At 71.3% G+C, this 20003-nt stretch carries 17 protein-coding genes; 11 read left to right on the forward strand and 6 right to left on the reverse strand.

Annotated elements, in window-relative coordinates:
• Positions 1-261: 261 nt before the first annotated feature.
• Positions 262-627, forward strand: a complete 366-nt coding sequence (locus PUR61_RS16800) for a hypothetical protein (RefSeq protein ID WP_329879657.1) — start codon at positions 262-264, stop codon at positions 625-627.
• On the forward strand, positions 614-1120 hold the full coding sequence (locus PUR61_RS16805; RefSeq protein WP_329879658.1) for a hypothetical protein: 507 nt from the start codon (positions 614-616) through the stop codon (positions 1118-1120). Before PUR61_RS16800 ends, PUR61_RS16805 begins: the two co-directional genes overlap by 14 nt.
• Before the next feature lie 537 nt (positions 1121-1657).
• On the opposite strand, the gene PUR61_RS16810 is transcribed toward PUR61_RS16805, so the two are convergent.
• Together PUR61_RS16810 and PUR61_RS16815 are read right to left on the reverse strand one after the other, a co-directional pair.
• Complete coding sequence (locus PUR61_RS16810; protein WP_329879659.1) at positions 1658-2701, reverse strand: ATP-grasp domain-containing protein; 1044 nt, start codon at positions 2699-2701, stop codon at positions 1658-1660.
• 301 nt (positions 2702-3002) lie between these two features.
• On the reverse strand, positions 3003-3845 hold the full coding sequence (locus PUR61_RS16815; protein WP_329879660.1) for a helix-turn-helix domain-containing protein: 843 nt from the start codon (positions 3843-3845) through the stop codon (positions 3003-3005).
• Between the two features lie 269 nt (positions 3846-4114).
• Between PUR61_RS16815 and PUR61_RS16820 the strand changes: the two genes are divergently transcribed.
• The 7 genes from PUR61_RS16820 to PUR61_RS16850 all read left to right on the forward strand — a co-directional run bounded on the left by PUR61_RS16820 (position 4115) and on the right by PUR61_RS16850 (position 13063).
• On the forward strand, positions 4115-4912 hold the full coding sequence (locus PUR61_RS16820) for a helix-turn-helix domain-containing protein (RefSeq protein ID WP_329879661.1): 798 nt from the start codon (positions 4115-4117) through the stop codon (positions 4910-4912).
• A 25-nt stretch (positions 4913-4937) separates the two neighbouring features.
• Positions 4938-5741 (forward strand): SDR family NAD(P)-dependent oxidoreductase, encoded by an 804-nt coding sequence (locus PUR61_RS16825; protein WP_329879662.1) that lies wholly within the window; start codon positions 4938-4940, stop codon positions 5739-5741.
• Positions 5742-6751: 1010 nt separating this feature from the next.
• Entirely contained in the window at positions 6752-9283 is a 2532-nt protein-coding gene (locus PUR61_RS16830; protein ID WP_329879663.1) for a hypothetical protein, read from the forward strand.
• A 144-nt stretch (positions 9284-9427) separates the two neighbouring features.
• Entirely contained in the window at positions 9428-9862 is a 435-nt protein-coding gene (locus tag PUR61_RS16835; protein WP_329879664.1) for a hypothetical protein, read from the forward strand.
• 26 nt (positions 9863-9888) lie between these two features.
• Positions 9889-10395 carry a lanthionine synthetase LanC family protein gene (locus PUR61_RS16840; RefSeq protein WP_329879665.1) on the forward strand — a complete coding sequence of 169 codons (507 nt, stop codon included), beginning with the start codon at positions 9889-9891 and terminating at the stop codon, positions 10393-10395.
• Between the two features lie 914 nt (positions 10396-11309).
• On the forward strand, positions 11310-11864 hold the full coding sequence (locus PUR61_RS16845) for a WD40 repeat domain-containing protein (protein ID WP_443035182.1): 555 nt from the start codon (positions 11310-11312) through the stop codon (positions 11862-11864).
• Entirely contained in the window at positions 11807-13063 is a 1257-nt protein-coding gene (locus PUR61_RS16850) for a WD40 repeat domain-containing protein (RefSeq protein WP_329879667.1), read from the forward strand. The genes PUR61_RS16845 and PUR61_RS16850 overlap by 58 nt, the downstream gene beginning before the upstream one ends.
• Before the next feature lie 245 nt (positions 13064-13308).
• Here PUR61_RS16850 and PUR61_RS16855 read toward each other — a convergent pair whose 3' ends face one another.
• Entirely contained in the window at positions 13309-15207 is a 1899-nt protein-coding gene (locus PUR61_RS16855; protein ID WP_329879668.1) for a hypothetical protein, read from the reverse strand.
• A 426-nt stretch (positions 15208-15633) separates the two neighbouring features.
• On the opposite strand from PUR61_RS16855, the gene PUR61_RS16860 reads away from it, so the two are divergent.
• Complete coding sequence (locus PUR61_RS16860; RefSeq protein WP_329879669.1) at positions 15634-16215, forward strand: GNAT family N-acetyltransferase; 582 nt, start codon at positions 15634-15636, stop codon at positions 16213-16215.
• Positions 16216-16398: 183 nt separating this feature from the next.
• Positions 16399-18147, forward strand: coding sequence for a hypothetical protein (locus PUR61_RS16865; RefSeq protein ID WP_329879670.1), 1749 nt, complete (start codon positions 16399-16401; stop codon positions 18145-18147).
• 37 nt (positions 18148-18184) lie between these two features.
• Here the strand turns inward: PUR61_RS16865 and PUR61_RS16870 are convergent, their stop codons facing one another.
• The 3 genes from PUR61_RS16870 to PUR61_RS16880 all read right to left on the reverse strand — a co-directional run bounded on the left by PUR61_RS16870 (position 18185) and on the right by PUR61_RS16880 (position 20000).
• Positions 18185-18340 (reverse strand): hypothetical protein, encoded by a 156-nt coding sequence (locus PUR61_RS16870; RefSeq protein ID WP_329879671.1) that lies wholly within the window; start codon positions 18338-18340, stop codon positions 18185-18187.
• Between the two features lie 50 nt (positions 18341-18390).
• Positions 18391-18630 (reverse strand): hypothetical protein, encoded by a 240-nt coding sequence (locus tag PUR61_RS16875; RefSeq protein ID WP_329879672.1) that lies wholly within the window; start codon positions 18628-18630, stop codon positions 18391-18393.
• Between the two features lie 92 nt (positions 18631-18722).
• Positions 18723-20000, reverse strand: coding sequence for an aminotransferase class I/II-fold pyridoxal phosphate-dependent enzyme (locus PUR61_RS16880; protein ID WP_329879673.1), 1278 nt, complete (start codon positions 19998-20000; stop codon positions 18723-18725).
• Positions 20001-20003 lie beyond the last annotated feature (3 nt).

The raw sequence follows: 20003 nt of genomic DNA on the forward strand, positions 1-20003 counted from the left end.
ATCCGATAAGTCGCTCGGATACGCCCGTCTGTCCATGCGCCGCAGAACATCACCCGAACCCCGACTGGCACGCCAGTACGGCCGACGTTCACACGAACGAGCGATCATGAACCGAGAGAAAGCGGACTTAACGTCCACTGAGGACTTGCGGTCACGTTCCCGGGACCGGCCGGGAGGGACCCTGTCCCAAGCACGTCCGCGGTCGTGAGCTCACAGTTGTGCGCCTGAGAGGGCCGCCTGACGGCTCGCTACCGTTGGGTCATGGACAGCAACGTGACTCCTCCCGAGATGATCTCGCCGAGCAGAGCGGCCGGCACCCTGCGAAGCCTGGTAAAGCAGCTCACGCAGGATCTGTCCTCCGCGATCGTGATCGGGGAGGAGGACGTGCCGCAGGCAGTTCTGCTCTCCTTCAGCGCCTTCCAGACAATGCTGGCGGCCGCAGGCGAAGCCGATGCCGCGATGGTCTCGGACCGTCTGGCCTCCGCGCCCCAAGCGGGCCAAGGGCTGAGCAACGCGGCCCTGGAACAGCTGATCGCGGATGCCGAGGACGACGCCACCGCTGTGCGCGACGCTCCGGGACGCGCCGGAGGTGTCGGAAGGGGACCGGACGCCGGTGGAAGGGCCTGACCTGTACCGCGGGGACCATCACCCGCAGGTCGGAGCCGACATCCTGGCGCTGCCCTCGACCCAGCTGCAGCGGATCGCGCTCATCAGGATCAGCCAGCTCACCCGCGGCGAGATCCGCGGGGCTCCTCTGGAGGCGATGGCACGGCATCCGGATCTGTCCGACTGCCGGAAGCTCTACTTCGACTTGTCGCAGAACGAATTCAGGGTCGCAGGAGGGCAGGCGCCTCAATGGCGCATCGTCTACCGTCTGCGTGATGCGCTGCCTGGCCCGGACGCGCGAATGCTGTTACAGGTGGTGGCGGTGGGCGCCAGGGCCGCGAGCGAGGTGTACCAGCTGGCTGGGACGAGACTGGAACGGCAGGGGATCGTCCGGGCGCCCGCGCCGCAAGAGTCCCCGGAACCGGCCGCCGCTGCGCCCCGGCAACGAAGCCTGGCCGAGGCGCAGCGACTTGCCGCAGAGCGTTTGAGCCGTGCACAGAGCCGGCGGCGCTGAGCGGGGTTGCCTCCGGCGCTGCGGTCCGCGGCGGTGCACGGGCGAGGCAGGTCAGGGGCGCGCCGTGGTTGTACTGGGTCAGCTCCGCCGCGATGGGCCCTACCGGCAGCAGCTCTCCGGCTGGCACGCCGTCGAATTCGCTGTAGGCGCGGTGGAGGTTCGCGACCAGCCGCTCAGGCCCAGGCAGGCGTGCGAGGTCGCCCCGGTCGGCTTTCCGTGCGATTTCGAGCTGGGCCGAGCCGGCGGGCTTTGCCGACGGCTGCGAGCTCGGCGACCCGGGGCAGGTCGCGGAGGTTGGTGGCGATGGCGGAGGCGTCGGCGGTCGGTCCGTGCCCGCCGGCGGTTGCCCGGCTGGTGTCGCGGCGAGTCACTCGGGTTGCCGACGGGCCCGGGCAGGGAACCCATCATGCCGAACCGTGGGCCGTGCTCCAAGACCGGGCGCCGGCGGATGGTCCGGGAGACCGGGTGCTAGGCGACGAGGTCGCCGATCTGGTGTGCGCGAGCCTGCCGGCCGGCTTGTACCCCGAGCCTGTGGGGCTACGGGTGGTCTGGGTGTACGGTCGTCCGAACGGACCCGCAGGCCAGCGCGAGGTTGGCCAGGCAGGTGTCCGGGTCGGGACCGGTGACGACGCATCGGGCCAGCAGCGAGGCCGGGCGAGTCCGAACCCAACCGCCCAGGGGGGTCTCCCAGGTCAGTCTGGCCATCCAGGGTGCGTCGAAGAGCTCGAGGTCGACGCCCTGACCGGTGACAGTACCGTCGGACCCCGCTCGGATCAGAGCGACGGCCGCACTCTCGCTGCGATTGGGCGTGATGACGGGCTTTTGGCCGGTGGCGATCTGGATCGCAGCGAGGAGCAGGTCAACGCCGGTCGCCAGTCGCACGAGTTCGGGGACACTGTCACCCTGCAGGTGGGCGGCTGCGTCGGTGATGACCGGGCCGAGTACGGCCATCACCACCTGGACGTGGCCCACACCGTGGTCGACGCCGAGGGCCTGCATCGCGCGGGCCGCGAGCTGCGCGAGGTCCGGGTCCATCTCCTCAGCGGTGACGAGGTGGGAGGCGGGCTGGAACAGGGGGTAGTTCGAGAATGCCGTCCGGACCGCGGCGACCACCCGGGTCCGTCCGCCGCTGGTGATCGTCTGGAGGGTGACCCGCTCGCCGCCGTGAGCGCGCTCAAGAAGAACCGCCCCGGGGTTGGTCTGTGCCGCGAGGGACGCGGTGTGCGCGACCGTCCACGCGGCCTGGAGGTCTTCGGCCTTGTCGGCACGGATCTCACCGTAGTGGCCGAGGTTCGCGAGCGGGCGAAGGACCACGGGGTACCCGGTCCAAATCGCTGCGGCTGCCGCGTCCTGGTGGGTGTCGACGCGGGTGCCTTTCGGGGTGGGCAGTCCCGCTTCCGCGAGCAGGAGCCGCGCGATGGAGCGGTCGGCGGACGCGCCGGCCGATGCCTTGGACGGGCCTCGGACGCCAAGGGCTTCGGCCAGGTCCGCGGCCTGCGGCAGGGCCTCGGCGGTGAGCGCGAGCAGTCCCGCCGGCGGTGCGCCTGCGGCACCGCCGACGCTCGCGGTCTGTGCGGTCATGTCGGTTGCGCCCCAGTTCGACTCGGGGTCGTGGAACGCGAGCGGACGGGTCTCGGCAACGCTCCGCAGGTCAGCTGCATGATCCCGGCTCGGGCCGACGATCAGTACTGCCGGTGATGAGGGCACGGGTCGCTCTCTCCTCGTTGGTCATGGTCCGTCATCGATCGGAACTGCGCGGGGCGTCGCAAGTGCGAAGGTACGGCGCGTTGTTGCTGTTCCAGTGATGACGCGCGGTAGGGGCCCGCGGTTGCGTACGGAGATGATGGGGCGCCGGGGAAGCACCTGTGCGGACCGCGGTGGGTCAGGGCATCTCGTCCACCGGCTTGGGCGGGACAAGCCAGACGAACCGGTATGCAGAGGCTGCGTCGAGGGGCCGGGTCATCAGGAGGGTGATCCGGGTCGGCCCCCACTTGGGATGGTTGATCAGCCGCGTGTCACCGTTCGGGTGGACGTATTCGTCATCAGTCGAACGCTTCATCAGTTTGCGAAGCCGCTTGTCGCTGCGGGCCGTGTCCTCGAGTTCGCGCTGGAGCTCGATGAGGCCCTGTGCCCAGGGTGCGGTGTTCATCGCGGCACGCTGCTGGCGCAGGAACGGCAGCGCCCACCCCGTCTCCCAGTCGAGCAGCACCTCCTCACGCGCCTCCTCACTCATCAGGATGTACCGCAGCACGTTGGTCGGCAGTTCCCTGCCCGCCCATACCTCGCGAAACGCCTGATTTGTGAGTTCGATGTCCCAGCAGTGGTTCGACAGGTAGCCCGGCAGGACGCTGGAGTCGAGTGCCAGCTGGTAGGCCGGCACCGAGTCGAGCTGGCGGGTGAACGGCTGGGGAGGTTCCTGCCCGGTGGACAACAGGAACATCACGTGTCGCTCGTGGGCGCTCATGTGCAGCACGGAGGCAACGCGGTCCAGGAACTCGGGTTCCCTGCGGATCAGGCCGCGCTCGAAGTCGCCGTAGGACCTGACGGACACTCCCAGCATGGACGCCGTACGCTCCTGCGAGAGGCCCGTACGTCGCCGTCCACGGGTCGTGATGGCAGCCTCGGGCGGTCCTGCCTCGACGGCGAGCCGGCACCGTACCAGCAACGCCTGGAACTGCTCCTTCTGGTCCGGTGCACCGCTGGCCACCTGACGTGCGGTCGTCACTTGCATCCCCCTCGTCCAGGCACCGGCCAATCGCTCACGAGGTTGTGACTCCCCGGCAGCGGCTCCCGGCACTTTCTCTCTCAAGCATTGCGCTCGGCCAGGCCGAGTCGGCGGTTAGGTATGCCTTCCTGAAGTGAAACTTCCGGAAGGGGTGCTTCCTGGCCAACGGCGGCCAGTTCGACTACATCTTTAAGGCCACGGGACGACTTGGCATCTGAATTGGTCATTCGTCTCACCAGCCGCACACGCTCACAGACCTGGGGGGCCTGATGATGCCGAAGCCGCCGCACGAGCTTCAAGCCCACGAGCACGAACGGAACAGCTCCGCGGAGCGCGCCTACCGAGTGCTGCAGGCGTTGATCGAACTCGGACCGGGCAAGCACACACTCGCCGACGTGATGGCCCACAGCGGGCTGACACGCTCCACAGCCCACCGCATCCTCCAGTCCGGGGTACGCACACGCACCTTCGTCCAGCCGACCTACGGCACCTACTCCATCGCCCACCCCAGCGTCGCAGGACACAGCCAGGATGCGCTGACCGCGCTTCCCGCCAGCTCCCCGGCAATCTCAGAAGAGCTCGCCCACCTGCAGCGCCGCACGAACCAGGTCGTCGCCCTCCACAGTCACCTCCTCCTGGGAGCCCCCAGCAGGATCTGCGTCGACATCGCGGATGGCAAGCGTCACGACTTCGCGACCGCGCTGGCAACCTCTGACGCGGGCCCTGTCCTGCGCCGCGCGCCCTTGAACCAGGACGCCGCGGGCCTGGTCATGCTCGCCAACCTCGACGACCTGAACGCAGGAAACCCCGTCCTGCGCCGCATCAAGATCCAAGGGTTCGCGCGCACCCCGTCTCCTGTCGCCAACTGGGAGATGCTCTCCGTGCCGCTGTGGCGCGGCTCCGTCCTCGTCGGCTCTGTCAGCCTCCTCGCTCCTGACGCCTACCTTCAGCGACGCGCTGAGCGCCTCGCCGACACCACGATGGACACCGCCGCGGCTCTGTCTCGTCACCTGGAACACATACGAACCCAGCGTCAGATCATGCCGGTCCTGCTGCAAGCCTGCTGAGCAGGAGTCCTCGGGGAACACGTCGATGAGCTGCTCAGCCCTGATCACCGGTTTCAGCCGGGACATTGGCCTCGACATCGCCCAGGCAGGCCAAGCCGCTGACGATCGCATCGCGATCACCTACCACTCCACGCTGGCGCCCGCCGGCTTTCTGCCGGCGCCCTGCGACATCGCGCAACCCGACGACCTCGGACCGGCGCTCCTCAGGATCGAGGAGCAGCACGGCTCGAAAGAGGTTCTGGTGTCGAAGGCCGGATTCGCCCGCGAAAGGCGGCTGGTCATGTTGACCGAGGACGACTTCGCCTCGGGGCTGGACACCTACCCCACCGGTGCCTGCTGGGTCGCCGTGCTGGCGGCACACAGGGTGATCCGACGCCGTGAGGGCTGGATCCTGTTCGTCTCCTCCGTGTCCGCGCTCTCCAGACAGGCGGGGCAGTCCAACTACGCCGCGTCCGAGGCGGGCCTGATCGGCTTCGCCCGGTCCCTGGGGCGGGAGCTCGCGCCCTGCCGAATCAGGGTGAACCTCCTCTCCCGCGGTCTGGCGGACACAGCGATGCTCAGCACGCTCGACGCCGAGAAGATCGAAGGTCTGACCGCCCAGGTACCGCTGGGGCGCTCCGAGGTCCTCCACCCGGCGGAGCCGCGCCAGGGGTGCCTGATTGCACCTGGTCTCGGGCGCCCACTGTCGATGGTTGATGGGTGCCCGAAGAGGAGTCGCTGTCTCGCCAGCATCGACGGATTTCGATCCCACAGCGAGCTTCCGACACACGGTGCCTTGCGTGAAGGCGTGGCACTGGGCGCGCGCTGTGGGTTTCGGATCAGGTGCTGACTGTAGTCACAGGCAGGAGTTGGAATCGCTGCCGCGTGGAAATGTCGGACAAAAAGAATAGGCCCCTTGGGCTGCCGAGCGGGATTGGAAGTCCCACTGGATCGGCTGCCTGGGGCCAGAGTCTGGGGCCGTGATCAGACGGCTCCGGGTGACTCGTTAGCGGAACACCTACTAGGGATGGTGCCGCGCTGTGAACCAGCGTACCCGGATTGCGGCCTTGGCGCGCAGCAGCACCCGGCCGATGTCGCGCAGCAATACGCCGCGCCCGGCTAGCCGAATCCGGCACGCCCTCAAGACTTCCCTGTTGAACGCCGCTCTGCGGTTGGCGGGGTCCATCTCTGCGCGTGACACCCGATCGGGTTGTGTCCGCGTGGAGCCGCTCGCGCTCCGAGTCGTCAGGAACGTGGGCCTCGCCGCGGCTGCCGAGTGCGGCCAGCCCGGTGCGGGGAGGCGGATGGCCTAGCCCCTCTGAGGGCGGCGCCAAAATCGCTGCTCCTCCCCGGCAAGGGAGGACTCGCGTAGCGCCGCCCGGGAGCTGAACCGGTTAGCAGCCGGTTCGCGCCCAGATCGTCCACGTGAGGGACCGCCCCTGGCAGGGCCTGTCGCCTCGCACTTTCATTCGGTTTCTCTCCAGGAACCGCTTTCAAGCCCGGTGAGGGCTCTTCTGTGTGCTCTCGCCAAGAGGCGATGAACGAGGCCATCATGCAGTACCGCGCTGCCGTTTTCCACTTCGGCATGCCCAGGAGTCCGCAGAGCCGCTGGATTTCGGACTTCCTTCCCGCGCGTCCGTACGCCTGTACGGCGGTGCCGTCCGACGTTGCCCGTCCGGCCGGGCGGGGGTACGGGCGGTGAGCACGGCAGCGGAGGTGTACGAAGGACCGCCGGCTGCGGTTCCGCCACGGCGGTCGGCCAGGCCGGGTCTCCGGTTGGTGTCCGATCAGAGCCTGGAGCCGGCAGCCCCGCACCCGCTTGTGCTGTCGCCGGTGATGCGGGCTCGGTTAAGCGGAGCGGTGCGCGCGCTGCTGGCGTCTCCTGGACTGAAGGAGCAGACCGACTCGGTCCGGCTGGCGGCGGTGGTGCTGATGGCCCGCACCCCGGTCACGACCGGGGTGGTGGAGATCCGCAAGGCTGAGCTGGGCCGCTGGTGCGGCACGGGCCGCGACAACATCAAGCACGTGGTGCGGTCCTTGCGGGGAGTCGGCCTGCGTGGCGACGTCCAGCCGGTGGCGGTGAGCGTGCCCGGGACGGCCGAAGGAGCGGAGGACTCCCTGCGGCTGAGGATCCTGCCACTGTGGCACGCGATGTCGTCCGCCCTCGGCCCGGCAGGGCGCTGCCCGCAGACGAGGGAGTGGGATCCGCTGGCCCTGGACCGGCGGGAGCTCGCGGTGCTCTTCCACTTGGTCGAGCACCTCTTCGCACCGGGGTGGTCCTTCCGGGACGGCCGCGATCCGGTGTTGGGCCTGCTGGCCGGCCGCACCGGTCGCGGAGCCAGCACCGATCGGCTCGCCCTGCTGCTGATGGTGCTCTCGGCGTCGGCCAGGGGCCGGGTCCGGCTGTGTGGTGGCCGGGTGGACACCCACGTCGGACGACCGGCGGTGACGCTGGCGCGGATGCTGAGCTGCTCCCCTGCCGGCGCTGCACACGTCCTGGTCCGCCTCGAGGAGTCCGGCGTGCTGACCCGCCCGCGTCGTGGCGCGTCCGGGCTGCGCTCGCGCGCCCGGATCGTCATCCCTGCGGTGGCCGCCGCGTACCAGGCCGACAACGCCACCGCGCCGGTCGGCCTGGCGGCGCCGGTCCTGCGTTCCGTCCCGCAGTCCGCCGCCGCGAGGACGAAGGCTTCGTCCTCCCCGAAGTCCCCGCAGCCGTCTGTTGCCCGGGAGTGGCCGTCCGCGGATCACTGGTGGGGGTTCTACGGCGAGCCCGAGCTTGAGGAGCCGCCGGTCGCCGACCCTGCCCTGGAGGACGGGTTCGACACCGACCTCGGCTTCGTCGGCTGCCCCGCCGCTGCTACCCCACCCGAGTCCGGACCCGACGTCAACGAAAACGCCCAGGCCACCGGCATGCGGGAGGCCGAAAGGCCTGCCGCTTCAGACCTCGCAGCTGCTACCCCCCTTCACTCCCTGCACTCTCCGGTGGCTGAGGTCGGTGGTCGTGCGTGCGCTGTAGATGGCTTTTCCGGCGCCTGCGCCGTTGTGGCTGAGGACGTCAGGCCGGAGCGCACAGTCGCGCGCGAGGACCGGCCCGGTGACGTCACACCACCGCTGACCGCCGCGCCGAGTCCTGCCCACCCGCTTCGCGGGGACCAGCCGAACCCCAACTCGGCAGACCCCCAGCAGCGCAAGCAGACCCGCCGACGGGACCGACACCTGCACTCGGTCACCCCTGCCGTCGCTCCTCCCGCCGACCTCGCCCAGGTCCTCGCCCCTGCCCTTTCGGTGTGGGAGCGCCTTGACCGGCCGTACCTGCGTGACCAGGTGGCGTTCGTGGTCCGGAAGGCGCTCGGACGGATCATGCTGTGGTCCGGCCCGCGGCTGGCCGTCGCCCTGCTCGCAGGCCGACTCACCGAGCGGCTCCGTCAGCAGGGCGGTCCCGCGCTGGTCACCGACCCGTACGGCTGGCTGATCCGCAAGGGCCTGACCCAGCGGCAGGTCTGCGGATCCGCCGCCTGCGACGACGGCATCGACCTGACCTGGGGAGGTGACTGCGCGAGCTGCGACGGCAGGCTGGCCGACCGACGCTCCCTGCGCCGCGCCCTGATTGCCCAAGTCGTCGCCGCCACCCCTGACGCCGCCTTCGAGGACCGCGGCCCGGCGATCGACGTGCACCTGCGCCAGCACGCCGAACAGCGGGCGGCCGAACTGGCTGCCGACCTGCAGCGGGCCGAGACAGACCGGAAACGCTCCGAGGAACGTCAGGCGCAGCGGGAGGCACAGCGGCTGGCCGCGCAGCTGGAGCGCCAGGAGCTGCCGTGCTCGCAGTGCGGTGCGGAGCGGTCAGCCGGGCTGTGCACCGGGTGCTCGGCCCAGCAGGCCGCCCGAGCGGCACTCACCGAGGCGGTCGACCTGGAGCTGGCCGGCGGGGCCGACCTGTCCGACCGTGCGAGCGTGCGGGAGTTGATGGCGCGGGCCGGAAGGCGCCTGGACGCGGCGATCCTGCGGGAGCGGGCAACCAACGGCCTCGGTGAGGATGCCGACACTGAGAGTCGCGCCTTGAGCGACATGGTGACTACACAGAACTGCGCGAGCATCGCTCGGGCGTGGGCTCTGCGGGAGCTGGCCCGCAACCCGCAGGCCAGGGAGGAGGGGCAGATGGCGCACGACGCCGTCATGCGAGCGGCTCACCGGTACGATAGCCGCACCGCCGCCAAGCAGGAGGCCGTGGCACAGGGCCAGGCCGCCGTCCGACGTGCCGCCGAGTACCTCCTTGCCCGACGACTGGAGACGATCGCGAAGTTGCGCGAGTGCGGGCGCCCGACGCTGCCCCCAGCGCCCAGCCGTCGGGCCGTCGGGGTGGCCCTGGCTGCCGCCGAGGCCGGCAGGTGAGCGCCGGTGGGCCAGCTGCCCGGCCCCGACTACCACCTCGCGTCCAGCCGATGCAGGGGCAGTCGGAAGGTCCGGACCGGTGATGCCCGACCGGATACCGTGGCCCACGGCAGTCATCTCCCGATCAGTCAGGGGGCACACCCGTTGGGCAGGAAGCGCAGTACGACGAGCAGCAAGGCCAAGGGAGTCGCCCGGCAGCAACAGGCGGCGAAGAACCGGGCCGGCGCCGCCGTTCAGCCAGCAGCCGCAGTAGATGACTCCTGGTTCGACGGAAATAACCGCGATCCTGACGACGACTGGGACGACATCACCGCCACCTACCCCATGCTGCGCGATGCGGTGGAGGCCGCCCGGGCGGGCGAGAGCCTAGAACTCCCCTCCCACGACGACGGCTTCTCCCTGCGCCGCCTCCTCCGCAATCACATCGACGAGGTGGTCTTCCGGGAGACCATCGTGCCCGACTCCGACGTCCGGGACCTGATCGCGACCGTGCTGCTCAACCACCTGGGGAGCACCAACCCAGCCGAGTCCTCCTCGCCGCCTCCCGCCTCGGCCTCCAGGAAGCGGAGTCGGGTCTGAGGGCCGCACTCACCACACTGACCGGCGTGATCACCACCTCCACCGCCACCAGCCGGCCCGGCTGGTGGCTGCCCGCCCGGGACCACATCCTGCCCGTCCCCGGGGTCCTGCCTCTCTCCGGTGCCGCGAGCACCGGCGCAGGTCACGGCATCGCCGGCCCTCTCGGCTTTCTCTCCCTCGCCCACCTCGAATTCCCTCCGGTCTCCGGCCAGCCCGAGGCCATTACGGCCGCCGCCCACTGGCTGCTCGCCTGGGCCGAGCCGGGTCCGTCCTGGCCGCCGTACGTCAGCAGCGACGACCTCCTCCAGGCGCCGAACCCGGCCCAACTGGCCGTAGCACCCGGCCGTCGTGACGCCTGGTGCTACGGCGCCCCTGGGGTCGCCGCCGCCCTCCACCACGCCGGCCGGGCCCTGGGCGACCCCTCGCTGACCCGCCAAGCCCGCAAGACCCTCGACGCCCTCGCGGCACGGCCGGCCGAAACCTGGGACACTACCGGCCCAGGGCTCTGCCACGGCACCGCCGGAGTTCTCTAAGCCGCCGCCCGAACCGGTCACCAGCCTCGCGCCGACGCCGCCGCGCGGCGCACCCTCGACCTCCAGGACACCGACGGGCAAGCGGCCGAGCTTGGCTTTTTGACAGGCCGGACCGGGACAGCTCTGGCCCTGGCCACCCACGGGCATCAGATCGATGTCCGCGCCCTGACCCAGTGGGACAGCCTGCTGTTACTGAGCTGATCGCCAGCACTCCCAGGTGGATTGGGGGCCGCCCTGTCCTGGGCGAGCCGAGGGACGGATGCCCGCGTAGGTGTGGATTCCCCGGCTGCGCTCCCCACCCTGGGCTACACCCCCGAGTCGGGCCGCCGCGAGCGCTCACTCCTGCGGCCCCGGCCCGTAGCGCCGCACCGACAGCGGGCGCACCCTGGGCATGTGCCCGCTCCCGCGCCACTGACCGGACTCCTCGACGCGCTGGTGCTACGCGCCTCGGCACCTCTGCGACCCGAAGCGGTCGTTGCCGCGCAGGGCCGGGCCCATACCCCGGCGCGTTGGAGGGCGGGCATGCCGCGGCGCAGCATCGGCGGTCGTTCTTTCCGCAACGCCTTGCGCGTCGCCCGGGCGTCGGCGGGCGCGCTCGCGTACGCCGAGGGGTTCGCCTTGCGCGAGGAGGGGGTGGTGCACCATGCGTGGTGTGTCGACGCCGAGGCGGCCGCGTTGGATCCGACGTGGCCTGATGGGTGCGGCCTCGCCTACATCGGCGTGACGCTGGCGTGGGAGTGGGTCGAGGCGGTGCGCTGCCGCACCGGCACCCGCACCGTGTTCCCGGGTGTGCTGGATGCTCACACCCAGCACACCCGGGACGCGGACCGCATCCTCGCGTACGGCATTCCACCGACCGCGCTGCTGCCTGTCGGCACACCGGCCTGGGTGCTCACGAACCCCTGCGTGGCACGGTGTGGGAGGCCGACCGACGCCTCGCCGGCCACACTGACAATGTGGTCCAGGTGGTGTTCAGTCCCGACGGGCGCACCCTTGCCACTGCCAGCGACGACCACACCCTGCGGTTGTGGGATGTGGCCACCGGCAAGACCCTTACCAGCTTCGCCGGCCACAGGACCGGCGTGAGCTCGGTGGCGTTCAGCCCTGACGGGCGCACGCTGGCCAGCTCAAGTGTCGACGCCACCGTGCGGCTGTGGGATGTGGCCACCGGCAGGGAACGCACCCCCTTCACTGAATACACCAGCTTCGTGAGCTCGGTGGCGTTCAGTCCCGACGGACGCACGCTTGCCACCGGCGGTGACAGCGGAAGGGTGCGGTTGTGGGATGTCGTCACCGGCAAGATCCTCACTACCTTCACCGGCCACACCAACTCCGTGTACTCGGTGAAGTTCAGCCCCGACGGCCGCATGCTCGCCACCGTCGGCGCCGACGACACTCCCGGCCGTGGGATGTGGCCACCGGCAAAACAGTCACCACTCTCACCCCCACCGGCTCCGAGTTCTCGGTGACGTTCAGTCCCGACGGGCGTACCGTTGCCACTGGAGGCGCCGACCAGACCGCGCGGCTGTGGGATGTGGCCACCGGCAAGACCCTCACCACCCTCACCGGCCACACCGGCTCCGTGTTCTCGGCGGCGATCAGTCCCGACGGGCGTACCCTCGCAACTGGCAGCGCCGACCAGACCGTCCGGTTGTGGGACGTGGCCACCGGCAAGACCCTCACCGGCCACACCAAAGATGTGCGCTCGGTGGCGTTCAGCCCTGACGGCCGCACCCTTGCCTCTGCCAGCGAAGATCAGACCGTCCGGTTGTGGGATGCGGCGACCGGCAAGACCCTCACCACCCTCACCGGCCACACCAGCGCCGTCCGCTCGGTGGCGTTCAGCCCTGACGGACACATCCTTGCCTCTGCCAGCTACAACCACACCGTCCGGTTGTGGGATGCGGCCACCGGCAAGACCCTCACCACCCTCACCGGCCACACCGGTGCCGTGAGCTCGGTGGCGTTCAGTCCCGACGGACGCACGCTCGCCACCGCCGGCGCCGACGACACCCTCCGGTTGTGGGATGTGGCCACTGGCAAGATCCTCACCATCGTCACCAGTGCCCTGAGCTCGGTGGTCTTCAGTCCAGACGGGCGTACCATCGCGGGCGGCGGCGACGGCAGCACCGCGCTGTTGTGGTCCCCCATCGCGCCGGACACCGAGATCAGCACGGTCTGCAAAGCCGTTGGACGTGACCTCACCCCTGCGGAGTACGCGGCATACCTGCCTGACCAGTCCACCGGGGTCGTCTGCCCCGGCTTACTCCACCAGCTCGGTCACACCGGCCCGGCCCATCGCCTGTGTTGGCGGCACTGGGGGGAGAGTTCATCCTGTGGGGGATACACACCACCGGGGGCCGGTCGCGGGCGAGTCTACGGGGCGATCTGTCAGCGGTGTCACGTAGTGCCGTCTGCTTGGAGCTCCTGGAGGTGGTCGCGGTGTCGGGCAAGGTGGGCATCCTCCGTGTCGGGCAGGGGCTTGCGGAGTCCGCCGCATGCGCAGGCGAGCATGTACAGGCTGCTGCTGGCGGGCTGGAATACGTGCGTGTGGCCGGGCTGGCCGGCTTCGGTGGCGGTCGGGCTGTTGGACACTGGACAGCCAAGGGCTACCTCCCGGGCCCCAGCCCGGAAAACTGATCCGCCCCCACCTCGGATCCCCGCCTGAACAGCACCAACGACTCTGGCCCCTTTCGAACCGCAGGGGGCCAGATCGCGTACGCGCACAACAACAGAGCCGGTCAAAGCGGCATTGCGTCGCGTTGACCGGCTCCATTTGGTCGGTTGGCCTGGGAAGGGGGCGAGGGAGTAGCCGCCTGCTGCGCTGACGGATCGGGCAGACGGTTGTGGCGGCCAGCCACGTTCACACCGTGCCCGCGGAGGACGGACTCGATATGGTGGTGCGCTGCGCGGTCAGCCGGGTGTGCGGTCAGCGGTCGGGCACGGGCGACCTGGTGCGTTGGGGGACGGCGTGCTCCCGAAGCGGTGGTCGCGGACGACGAGGACCTGGCCGCAGTCATGGAGGGTCATCGTGCAGCCGGTCTCCTTCGGTCGTGCCTGCCGGCAGGTGCAGGTGCGGTTCCACAGCTCCAGGCCGAGGGTGAGCGCGGTGTCGGTGAGCAGATCCAGCAGGCTGTCGTGGTCCGGTCCCCAGCTCAAATCCAGCTGCCACTGCCAGCGCTTGCGGCCGCGGTCGTCGATGGTGGGTGCGCAGCTGAGGCGGGTCGACGTCGTGGCGGCGGGTCCGCGCTGGGCTGCGGCCATCCGCAGCAGGCCGCTGCCGACGTAGTGCTCCTGGGCGCGGTCGGTGGCGTCCTGGTGCCGGGCGGTCTCGGTCGCGCTCCATGCTTCGGCGTCCAGGGGCGGCGGGGCTTGCGTAAGAGCGCGTTGCCACTGGGCGGGGGGCAGTCCGGTGAGGACGATGCGGGCGGGTGGTTCGCCGTCCTCGTGGCGCAGCAGGTGGATGCCGTCGGGGTGGGTCCGGTGCCGCAGGCCGGGGATGCCGTTGGATCCGTGGTCGCGGGGTAGGAGCGCGGCCCAGTACGGGCCCGTGGCGGGTTCGATGTCGAGGGTGAGGCGGTCGGGTTGGGGGCGCGCGGTGCGGATGGCGAAGGGGTTGCGGGTGCGGCCCCACAGGCCGTGCAGGGCGAGGGCGATGTCGCTCTCCAGGCGCATCTGTGGGAAGGAGGCATCGGGGTAGGCACGGCTGTCGGCGGCGGTGATCGCGGCGGAGGCCTCGGTGAGGCTCTCGCCGGTGCAGGCGGCGCGGCGGGCGGGCAGGCTCGGTGCGGGCCGGGCGGGAGTGGGAGGGGCGGGCAGGACGCGTCGCAGCCACCGGCGCGGTGCTCCGGCGCGGGTGAGTTCGTCGCGCAGCTCGGTGAGGCGTGCGCCGGCCAGGTGGGGGGCGCGAGCAGAGGAGGAGGTGAAGCGCAGCTGGATCCGGCCCGGCCGGCCGTCGCGGTGGACCAGGGTGAGGTGGCAGGCACGCTCGTAGGTGTCGTCATGGGTGTGGGGGCGGTCCGCGCGGCTGTGCCGGCAGTCGCAGTGCTCGTCCTCGATACGCACGGGCATTCCCCACCCGGTGTCGAGCAGGCGGTCTGCGAGCCGACCGTGGGCGGGCAGCGCCGGGTGCAGGTGCCGCATCTCGAAGCACAGGGTGTCGTCGCCGCGGTCCCAGAAATGCACCGAGTAGGCGGTGGAGACCGAGGCCAGGAGGCCCACCCTGCGCAGCAATCCGGCGCCGGCCCAGGTCCACGGGCGCAGCGGGTTCTGCTGCTGCCACCTCGCCTCGGCCGTGGTGAGCTCGGGCCGGTTCCACAGGGGCTGCCGGCCGGATTCGACCAAGCCTGCCTCGTGTTCCGCGAGTTCGGTGCGCCAGCCTTGCGGGCTGGGGCCGGTGAGGACGACGTGGGCGTCGGGATGGTCGGCGAGGGTGAGGTGCAGGCCCACGTTGTCGACGCGTGCCACTCGCAGTCCCGGCACGCGGGGCGGGCAGTCGGTGGGCAGGCCGTCCGGTCCCTGGAACGGCAGCAGGCGCTCGAGCGCGAGCCGGGCGATGCTGTAGGCGCGGTCGGGGGAGTCCAGGGCGACATGGTCGAGGTGGACCCGGGTGCGGTCGGGCAGCGGCATGGTCCAGGCGATGCCCAGCGGGTGGGCGGCGGACAGGCCGCCGGTACCGCGCAGGTGGAGGAGCACCTGGTGTTCGAGGAGTTCCTGGGCGGGATGGGCGGCCTGCAGCAGCCCAGGTCCCTGGGTGGGGATACGGGCGCCGCGCGGCGCTCCGGTGTACAGCCGGAAGGTACGTACTTCCACGGCACGGCGGTGTTCGGGGCTCACGTTCGCTGATCCGATCGGTCGCGTCTCCTGGCCGGCCCGGGGATGCGCGACGGACGGGGCGAGAGGTCACCGCGGACGTGCGACAAGGGTGGGACGGCACGTTGCGGTGGTACGGCTTTGACTCCGCCGGTGCCTGCGAGGCCGGCCGACACCCGGAGAAAGGCCCCCTGCCGGAGCCTGGTTGGAATTGTTGCCGTGCACGGTCCGCCAGCACAAGCCGCACCTCGGGTGTTCACCCGATCGGGTCCGGCCCGGCCGAGGTGCGGGTCGCTGCCACGCCGTTGTCCGGACCGCGTGCGGTGAGTACGGCTGCGGATCCCACCGCGCTCCGGCAGCGGGTCCGGGGAGAGCAAGCCGGAACCCGGTTGCCGGTCGACGCGGCAGGCCGCGATCCTTCCCGGTATGGACCTTCTGCCGCCGGTGATCGACCTGGGCGACCTCACGCTGCGTCGGTTCACCGACGCGGACCTCGCCGAGCTGTTCCAGGTGATCGGGGAATCGCTGGAGCACCTGTCCCCGTGGATGCCGTGGGCCGCCGACCACAGCCTCATCGCGACCGCCGAATTCCTGGCCCGTCGCCCGGGCCGGTGGGCCGGCGGCGACTTCACCTACGCGATCACCCTGGACGGAGCGATCGTCGGCACCTGCTCCCTGTTCCGGGGCGAGGTCACACGCGGTGCCGGACGCGGCATCGGGTACTGGCTGCACCCCGCCGCCACCGGACGCGGGATCGCGGCCCGGGCCGCCCGCGCCCTGGCCGACGAGGCGTTCCGCCTGCCCGGCGTCGACTACGTCGAGATCGTCCACGACCCGGCGAACCGCGCCAGCGGCGCGGTGGCGGCTCGTCTCGGCTTCACCCCGCACGGGCGCCGCCCCGCCGAGCGCCTCGCCCCGGCCGAGACCGGCGAGGAGCAGGTGTGGCGCCTGACCCGTCCTCGCACCGCCACGTCCGGCACCGGATCGCCGGTGCGCACCGCGAAGTGACCGCCCGGCATCTGCCGCGCTTACCTCCGACGCGACGCGGCGGCTCCCTGTCCGGCAGGAGCGGTCCGGGCGGTGCCCGTGCCCGCTCGCCTGGCTTCCGGCAGGAGCGCCGAGCGGATCGGACTACCCTGAGGCCGGTACCGGCGGAGGGAGGACCAGGTGGGTCGGGGGCGCAGTGGTGCGGTGCCGGATCGGCAGGAGCTGCTGCAGGCGGGGGTCGACCTGGCCGTTTTCCGGTCCGCCACGGTTCCACTGGCCCGGCGGGGCCCCGGCAAGTGGCACGTCATCGGTCACGGTAGAGACCGCTGGGGCAGTTGCACCCACGCCCGGGCGTTCGACGCCGCGGATGCCGTCGCGGTGCCGTTCCTCGGCCTGCCGGACGACGTGTGCGCGAAGTGCGCCCCGGAGGCGGCCCTTCCCGGTCCCGTGCGCGACCTGTGGGCCGCCTGCCGAACGATTACCGACGCCGACCGGCGGGCCCGCACGCTGGCCGGGAGCACCGGGCCGCGGACCTGGCCCGGCTACGCGAGGGCCCTGGCGGAGGCCGCCCACCACGGCGACGAGCAGGTGCGCGACCTGCTCAAGCCGCTGCTGGACGACGGGGAGGTCGGCCAGCAGGCGTGGAGCGCCTTGCGTGCGTGGACAGCGGTGGTCGAGCGCTCCCACCTCGCCCTCGCCGCCTACCAGGCCGACGCGCCGCCGGCCGACACGTCCGCCGCGGTCAGCCGGGCGTGTGACACCGTCGCCGAGGACCCTGACGTCCGCGCCACCGACCAGGCCCTGGACACCGCGGTCGGCGAGAACCGGCCCCCCACCGGCCTTCCCCGCTACGGCCACCTGTCGCTGTGGCGGCTGGTCCGCACGGCATGGGCACTTGCCAAGCGCCAGGGCCGAAGCGCCGAGGACGCCGTCGCCTCCACGCTGGAGACGGCCGCCAGCAGGTGGGCGGACCTGCGCGTGAAGGACGTCACCGCCCTGCCCGACCTGCCCGGGATCCCGTCAGCCCCCTACCCCACGCCCTCCGCCTGGGCCGATGCGATCCTCCAGCGCTGGTGGAGGGACACAGCCACCGCATGGTGCGCCCGGCTGGAAGCCGCCATTGCCCACGGCCCGGTCGCCTCCGGCCGGCGCGTGCTGCTCCTGGTGCGCGACTGGCCGCTTACCCGGCCGGGCGACGAAGACCTCGCCTACCTCGCCCAGTTCCCCCAGGTCGGCGCGGCTGTCCCCGACTCGGCGCCCGACGAGTACTACCGCAGCGGCCGCCGCCAGGCGGTCGTCCTGTCCGTTCCCGGGTACGCCGCCGAACAGGCCCTCGCGCACTCCGGCCACCAGCCCGACCGGATCACCCACGGCGCCCCGGAGCCCGACGGGTCGGCCACCGACGGCGGCGCGAACCCGCGGGCGCTGGACCTGCTGCGAACGGTCTACCCCTACCTCCCCGAGGACGACCACGCCGACGGGGCGCCACCAGGGCCGTCGGCCGCGGTTCGTGAGGCGCGGGCCGCCGAACGCGCCGCCCGCGGCGCCGCGCGGCCGCCCGGCGCGCACGCGAACGGCAGCACGACGGCTACCCGCTGGTACGACGCCTTCCGGGACGGCCGGTGGACGTGGGTTCCGGACAGCGACGGCGAGGGGACGGCCGGACAGCAGTTGGCCGCCCTGCTGGAGCGCCACCACAGCGCGACGGTGATGCGGCTGCACGCGCAGTGCGGGCCGGCCGGCCTACGTTCGCTGTTCGGCTTCCTCGACACGTGGGACGCCCGGCGCGGCATCCTGCGCCTGCGGCCCGTCGACGGCAGCCGTGCCCTGCCGGTCGCGCAGCACCGGATCATCGGCGTCGTCGGCGACCCTCACCGGCGCGGGGCCGGGCGGGCGCCGCTTTGGGAGGACTACGGCGGCCCGAACGGCGTGAGCACGATCCGGGCCTGGTAGGGCCGCTTCGGTGCTGCTGGCTGACAGGATTGCGCGTCTATGGTTGGTCGATGCCTGGGCGTGTGGCGTGGACGATCTGGCGTGCGGTGCGAAACATCTCCGCGCCGTAGGCGTTGTCGGGGAAGCGTTCGACGACGCGGTGGTGCACGTGCTTCCGGTAGGCGAGGGTGGTGAGGCCGGTGAAGGCGGCCATGTCGAGTTGCTGCTGGGAGGCGAAGCAGGCCAGGGCGGCCTGCTTCGCGGTCAGGAGTTCGGGGGTGCCGACGAAGAGGCGGTTGGGTTCGAAGCTCCGTGCTCGTCGCGGTGGACGAGGGCGGTGGCCTGCCAGCCTGGCGCACCGGTGGTGATGGTGGTGCGCAGCCGCCCGCCCGGGGCGAGGCGTTGCAGCCAGGACGCGGGGATGCGCCGGGCGGTGAACGAGGCGGCGATCGCGCGCAGCCCATCCCGGGCCACGACCCGCACGCCGGCACGGATCGCGGCCAACCGCTGAGCGGCGTCGCGCGCCGGTTCCCGATCGTGTTCCGAGTCCAGGTGCCTGATACGAGAGGAGGCCGGCGCCTGCTGGGACTGGGTCCTCAAGGCCGCGCCGGTGGGAGCTCGGCCCGGAGGCGTTGCAGGCCGCTCGCCGTTCGGGCCTCGGACTCGGAGAGGTTGACTCGCAGGTGCTGGCCGGGGTGAAGGGCGTGCCAGGCGGCTGCCGTTCCGGCGTGCAGCAGGGTGGGGTTGAGTCGCAGTCCGTTCACTCCGCACCGGCGCACCCAGTCGAGGAAGTCCGTCTTCTGGAGGCGCAGGTGTGGGAACGCCGAGTATCCCGCCATCGGGACCAGGCCGTCGGCGATGGCGAGGGGGCTGGTCGGCCCGGTGAGGAGTTCGCTGTTGGTGCGGAAGCGCCGGGCCATGGCGTTCAAGTGGGTGTGCACCTGGTGGGTGGTGGCTGCCTCGGGGAGGTCGGGCAGGCCATGGTCGTGGACGATCTGCTGTGCCATCCGGTGGCGTTTGTCAAGGAGTTCGACGGGCCCGTTGGCCGCGTGGAGGAGGGCTGCGTAGAGGACCATGAGGAGCGTGGTCAGCGGGGAGCCGGCGGGGGCGCGGTCGAAGGCGTCCGCCGCCAGGTGCTGCCGCAGGGCGCGGTTGCGGGTGATGATCGCGCCGGCGCGCAGGCCGGGCATCGCGAGGTCTTTCGAGGCGGTCATGATGACCGCGCCGTGGGCGAGGTCGAGCTTGTGCAGCCGGGACTGGATCGCCGCCTCCAGTGCGGGCGGTTCGTGGTGGGCGCCGTGCTGGAACACGAGGTCGAGGAGGGTGAAGTCCGGGCTGCCGGCCGGCGGGGTGAAGAGCGTTCCGGTCACGCCGTTAGGCAGGACCTCGACGAGGGCGGTCCGGTGGGCGGTCCGGGTGCTGTTGGGGTGGGTGGTTCCGTCGTGACGGTAGTAGGCCGCGACGGGTGCGCCCCAGCGGGCGGCGGATTGGTCGAATCCGTAGTAGTTCGGGATGGGCAGAGTGAGGCTGTGCTCCGAGGCAGCCAGGTGACTGATGATCAGACTGATCGCCTCGGTGCCGCCTTGGACGAAGGTGATGTCCTGTGGTGCCAGGGGGATGCCGAGCCGGGCGGAGGTGAGTTCAGCGAAGGCCGACTTGGCTCCGCCGTTGAACGGGTCGCAGTACCGGGACAGACCGCCTTGGGCGGCGAGGCTGTGGAGCAGCATCGCGAGGTGGCGGCCGAGATGGGGCGAAGGCGCGTAGAAGTTGCAGCCTTCGCCGATCTCGAATGCGTCGTTGGGGGAACCGGCGCGCAGGCGCGCGAATGCGGTGAGGCACTCGGCCTGGACTGTTGCGGGGGTGCTCTGGTGCATGCC

Source organism: Streptomyces sp. BE20, from assembly GCF_036322525.1.
Classification (GTDB): domain Bacteria; phylum Actinomycetota; class Actinomycetes; order Streptomycetales; family Streptomycetaceae; genus Kitasatospora.

What these genes read in the sequence shown, in the direction of transcription:
- PUR61_RS16810 (WP_329879659.1), bottom strand. Translation starts at nt 2,701, where the DNA reads ATGACCGCACAGACCGCGAGCGTCGGCGGTGCCGCAGGCGCACCGCCG.
- PUR61_RS16880 (WP_329879673.1), bottom strand. Translation starts at nt 20,000, where the DNA reads ATGCACCAGAGCACCCCCGCAACAGTCCAGGCCGAGTGCCTCACCGCA.
- PUR61_RS16820 (WP_329879661.1), top strand. Translation starts at nt 4,115, where the DNA reads ATGATGCCGAAGCCGCCGCACGAGCTTCAAGCCCACGAGCACGAACGG.
- PUR61_RS16870 (WP_329879671.1), bottom strand. Translation starts at nt 18,340, where the DNA reads ATGGCCGCCTTCACCGGCCTCACCACCCTCGCCTACCGGAAGCACGTG.
- PUR61_RS16825 (WP_329879662.1), top strand. Translation starts at nt 4,938, where the DNA reads ATGAGCTGCTCAGCCCTGATCACCGGTTTCAGCCGGGACATTGGCCTC.
- PUR61_RS16860 (WP_329879669.1), top strand. Translation starts at nt 15,634, where the DNA reads ATGGACCTTCTGCCGCCGGTGATCGACCTGGGCGACCTCACGCTGCGT.
- PUR61_RS16800 (WP_329879657.1), top strand. Translation starts at nt 262, where the DNA reads ATGGACAGCAACGTGACTCCTCCCGAGATGATCTCGCCGAGCAGAGCG.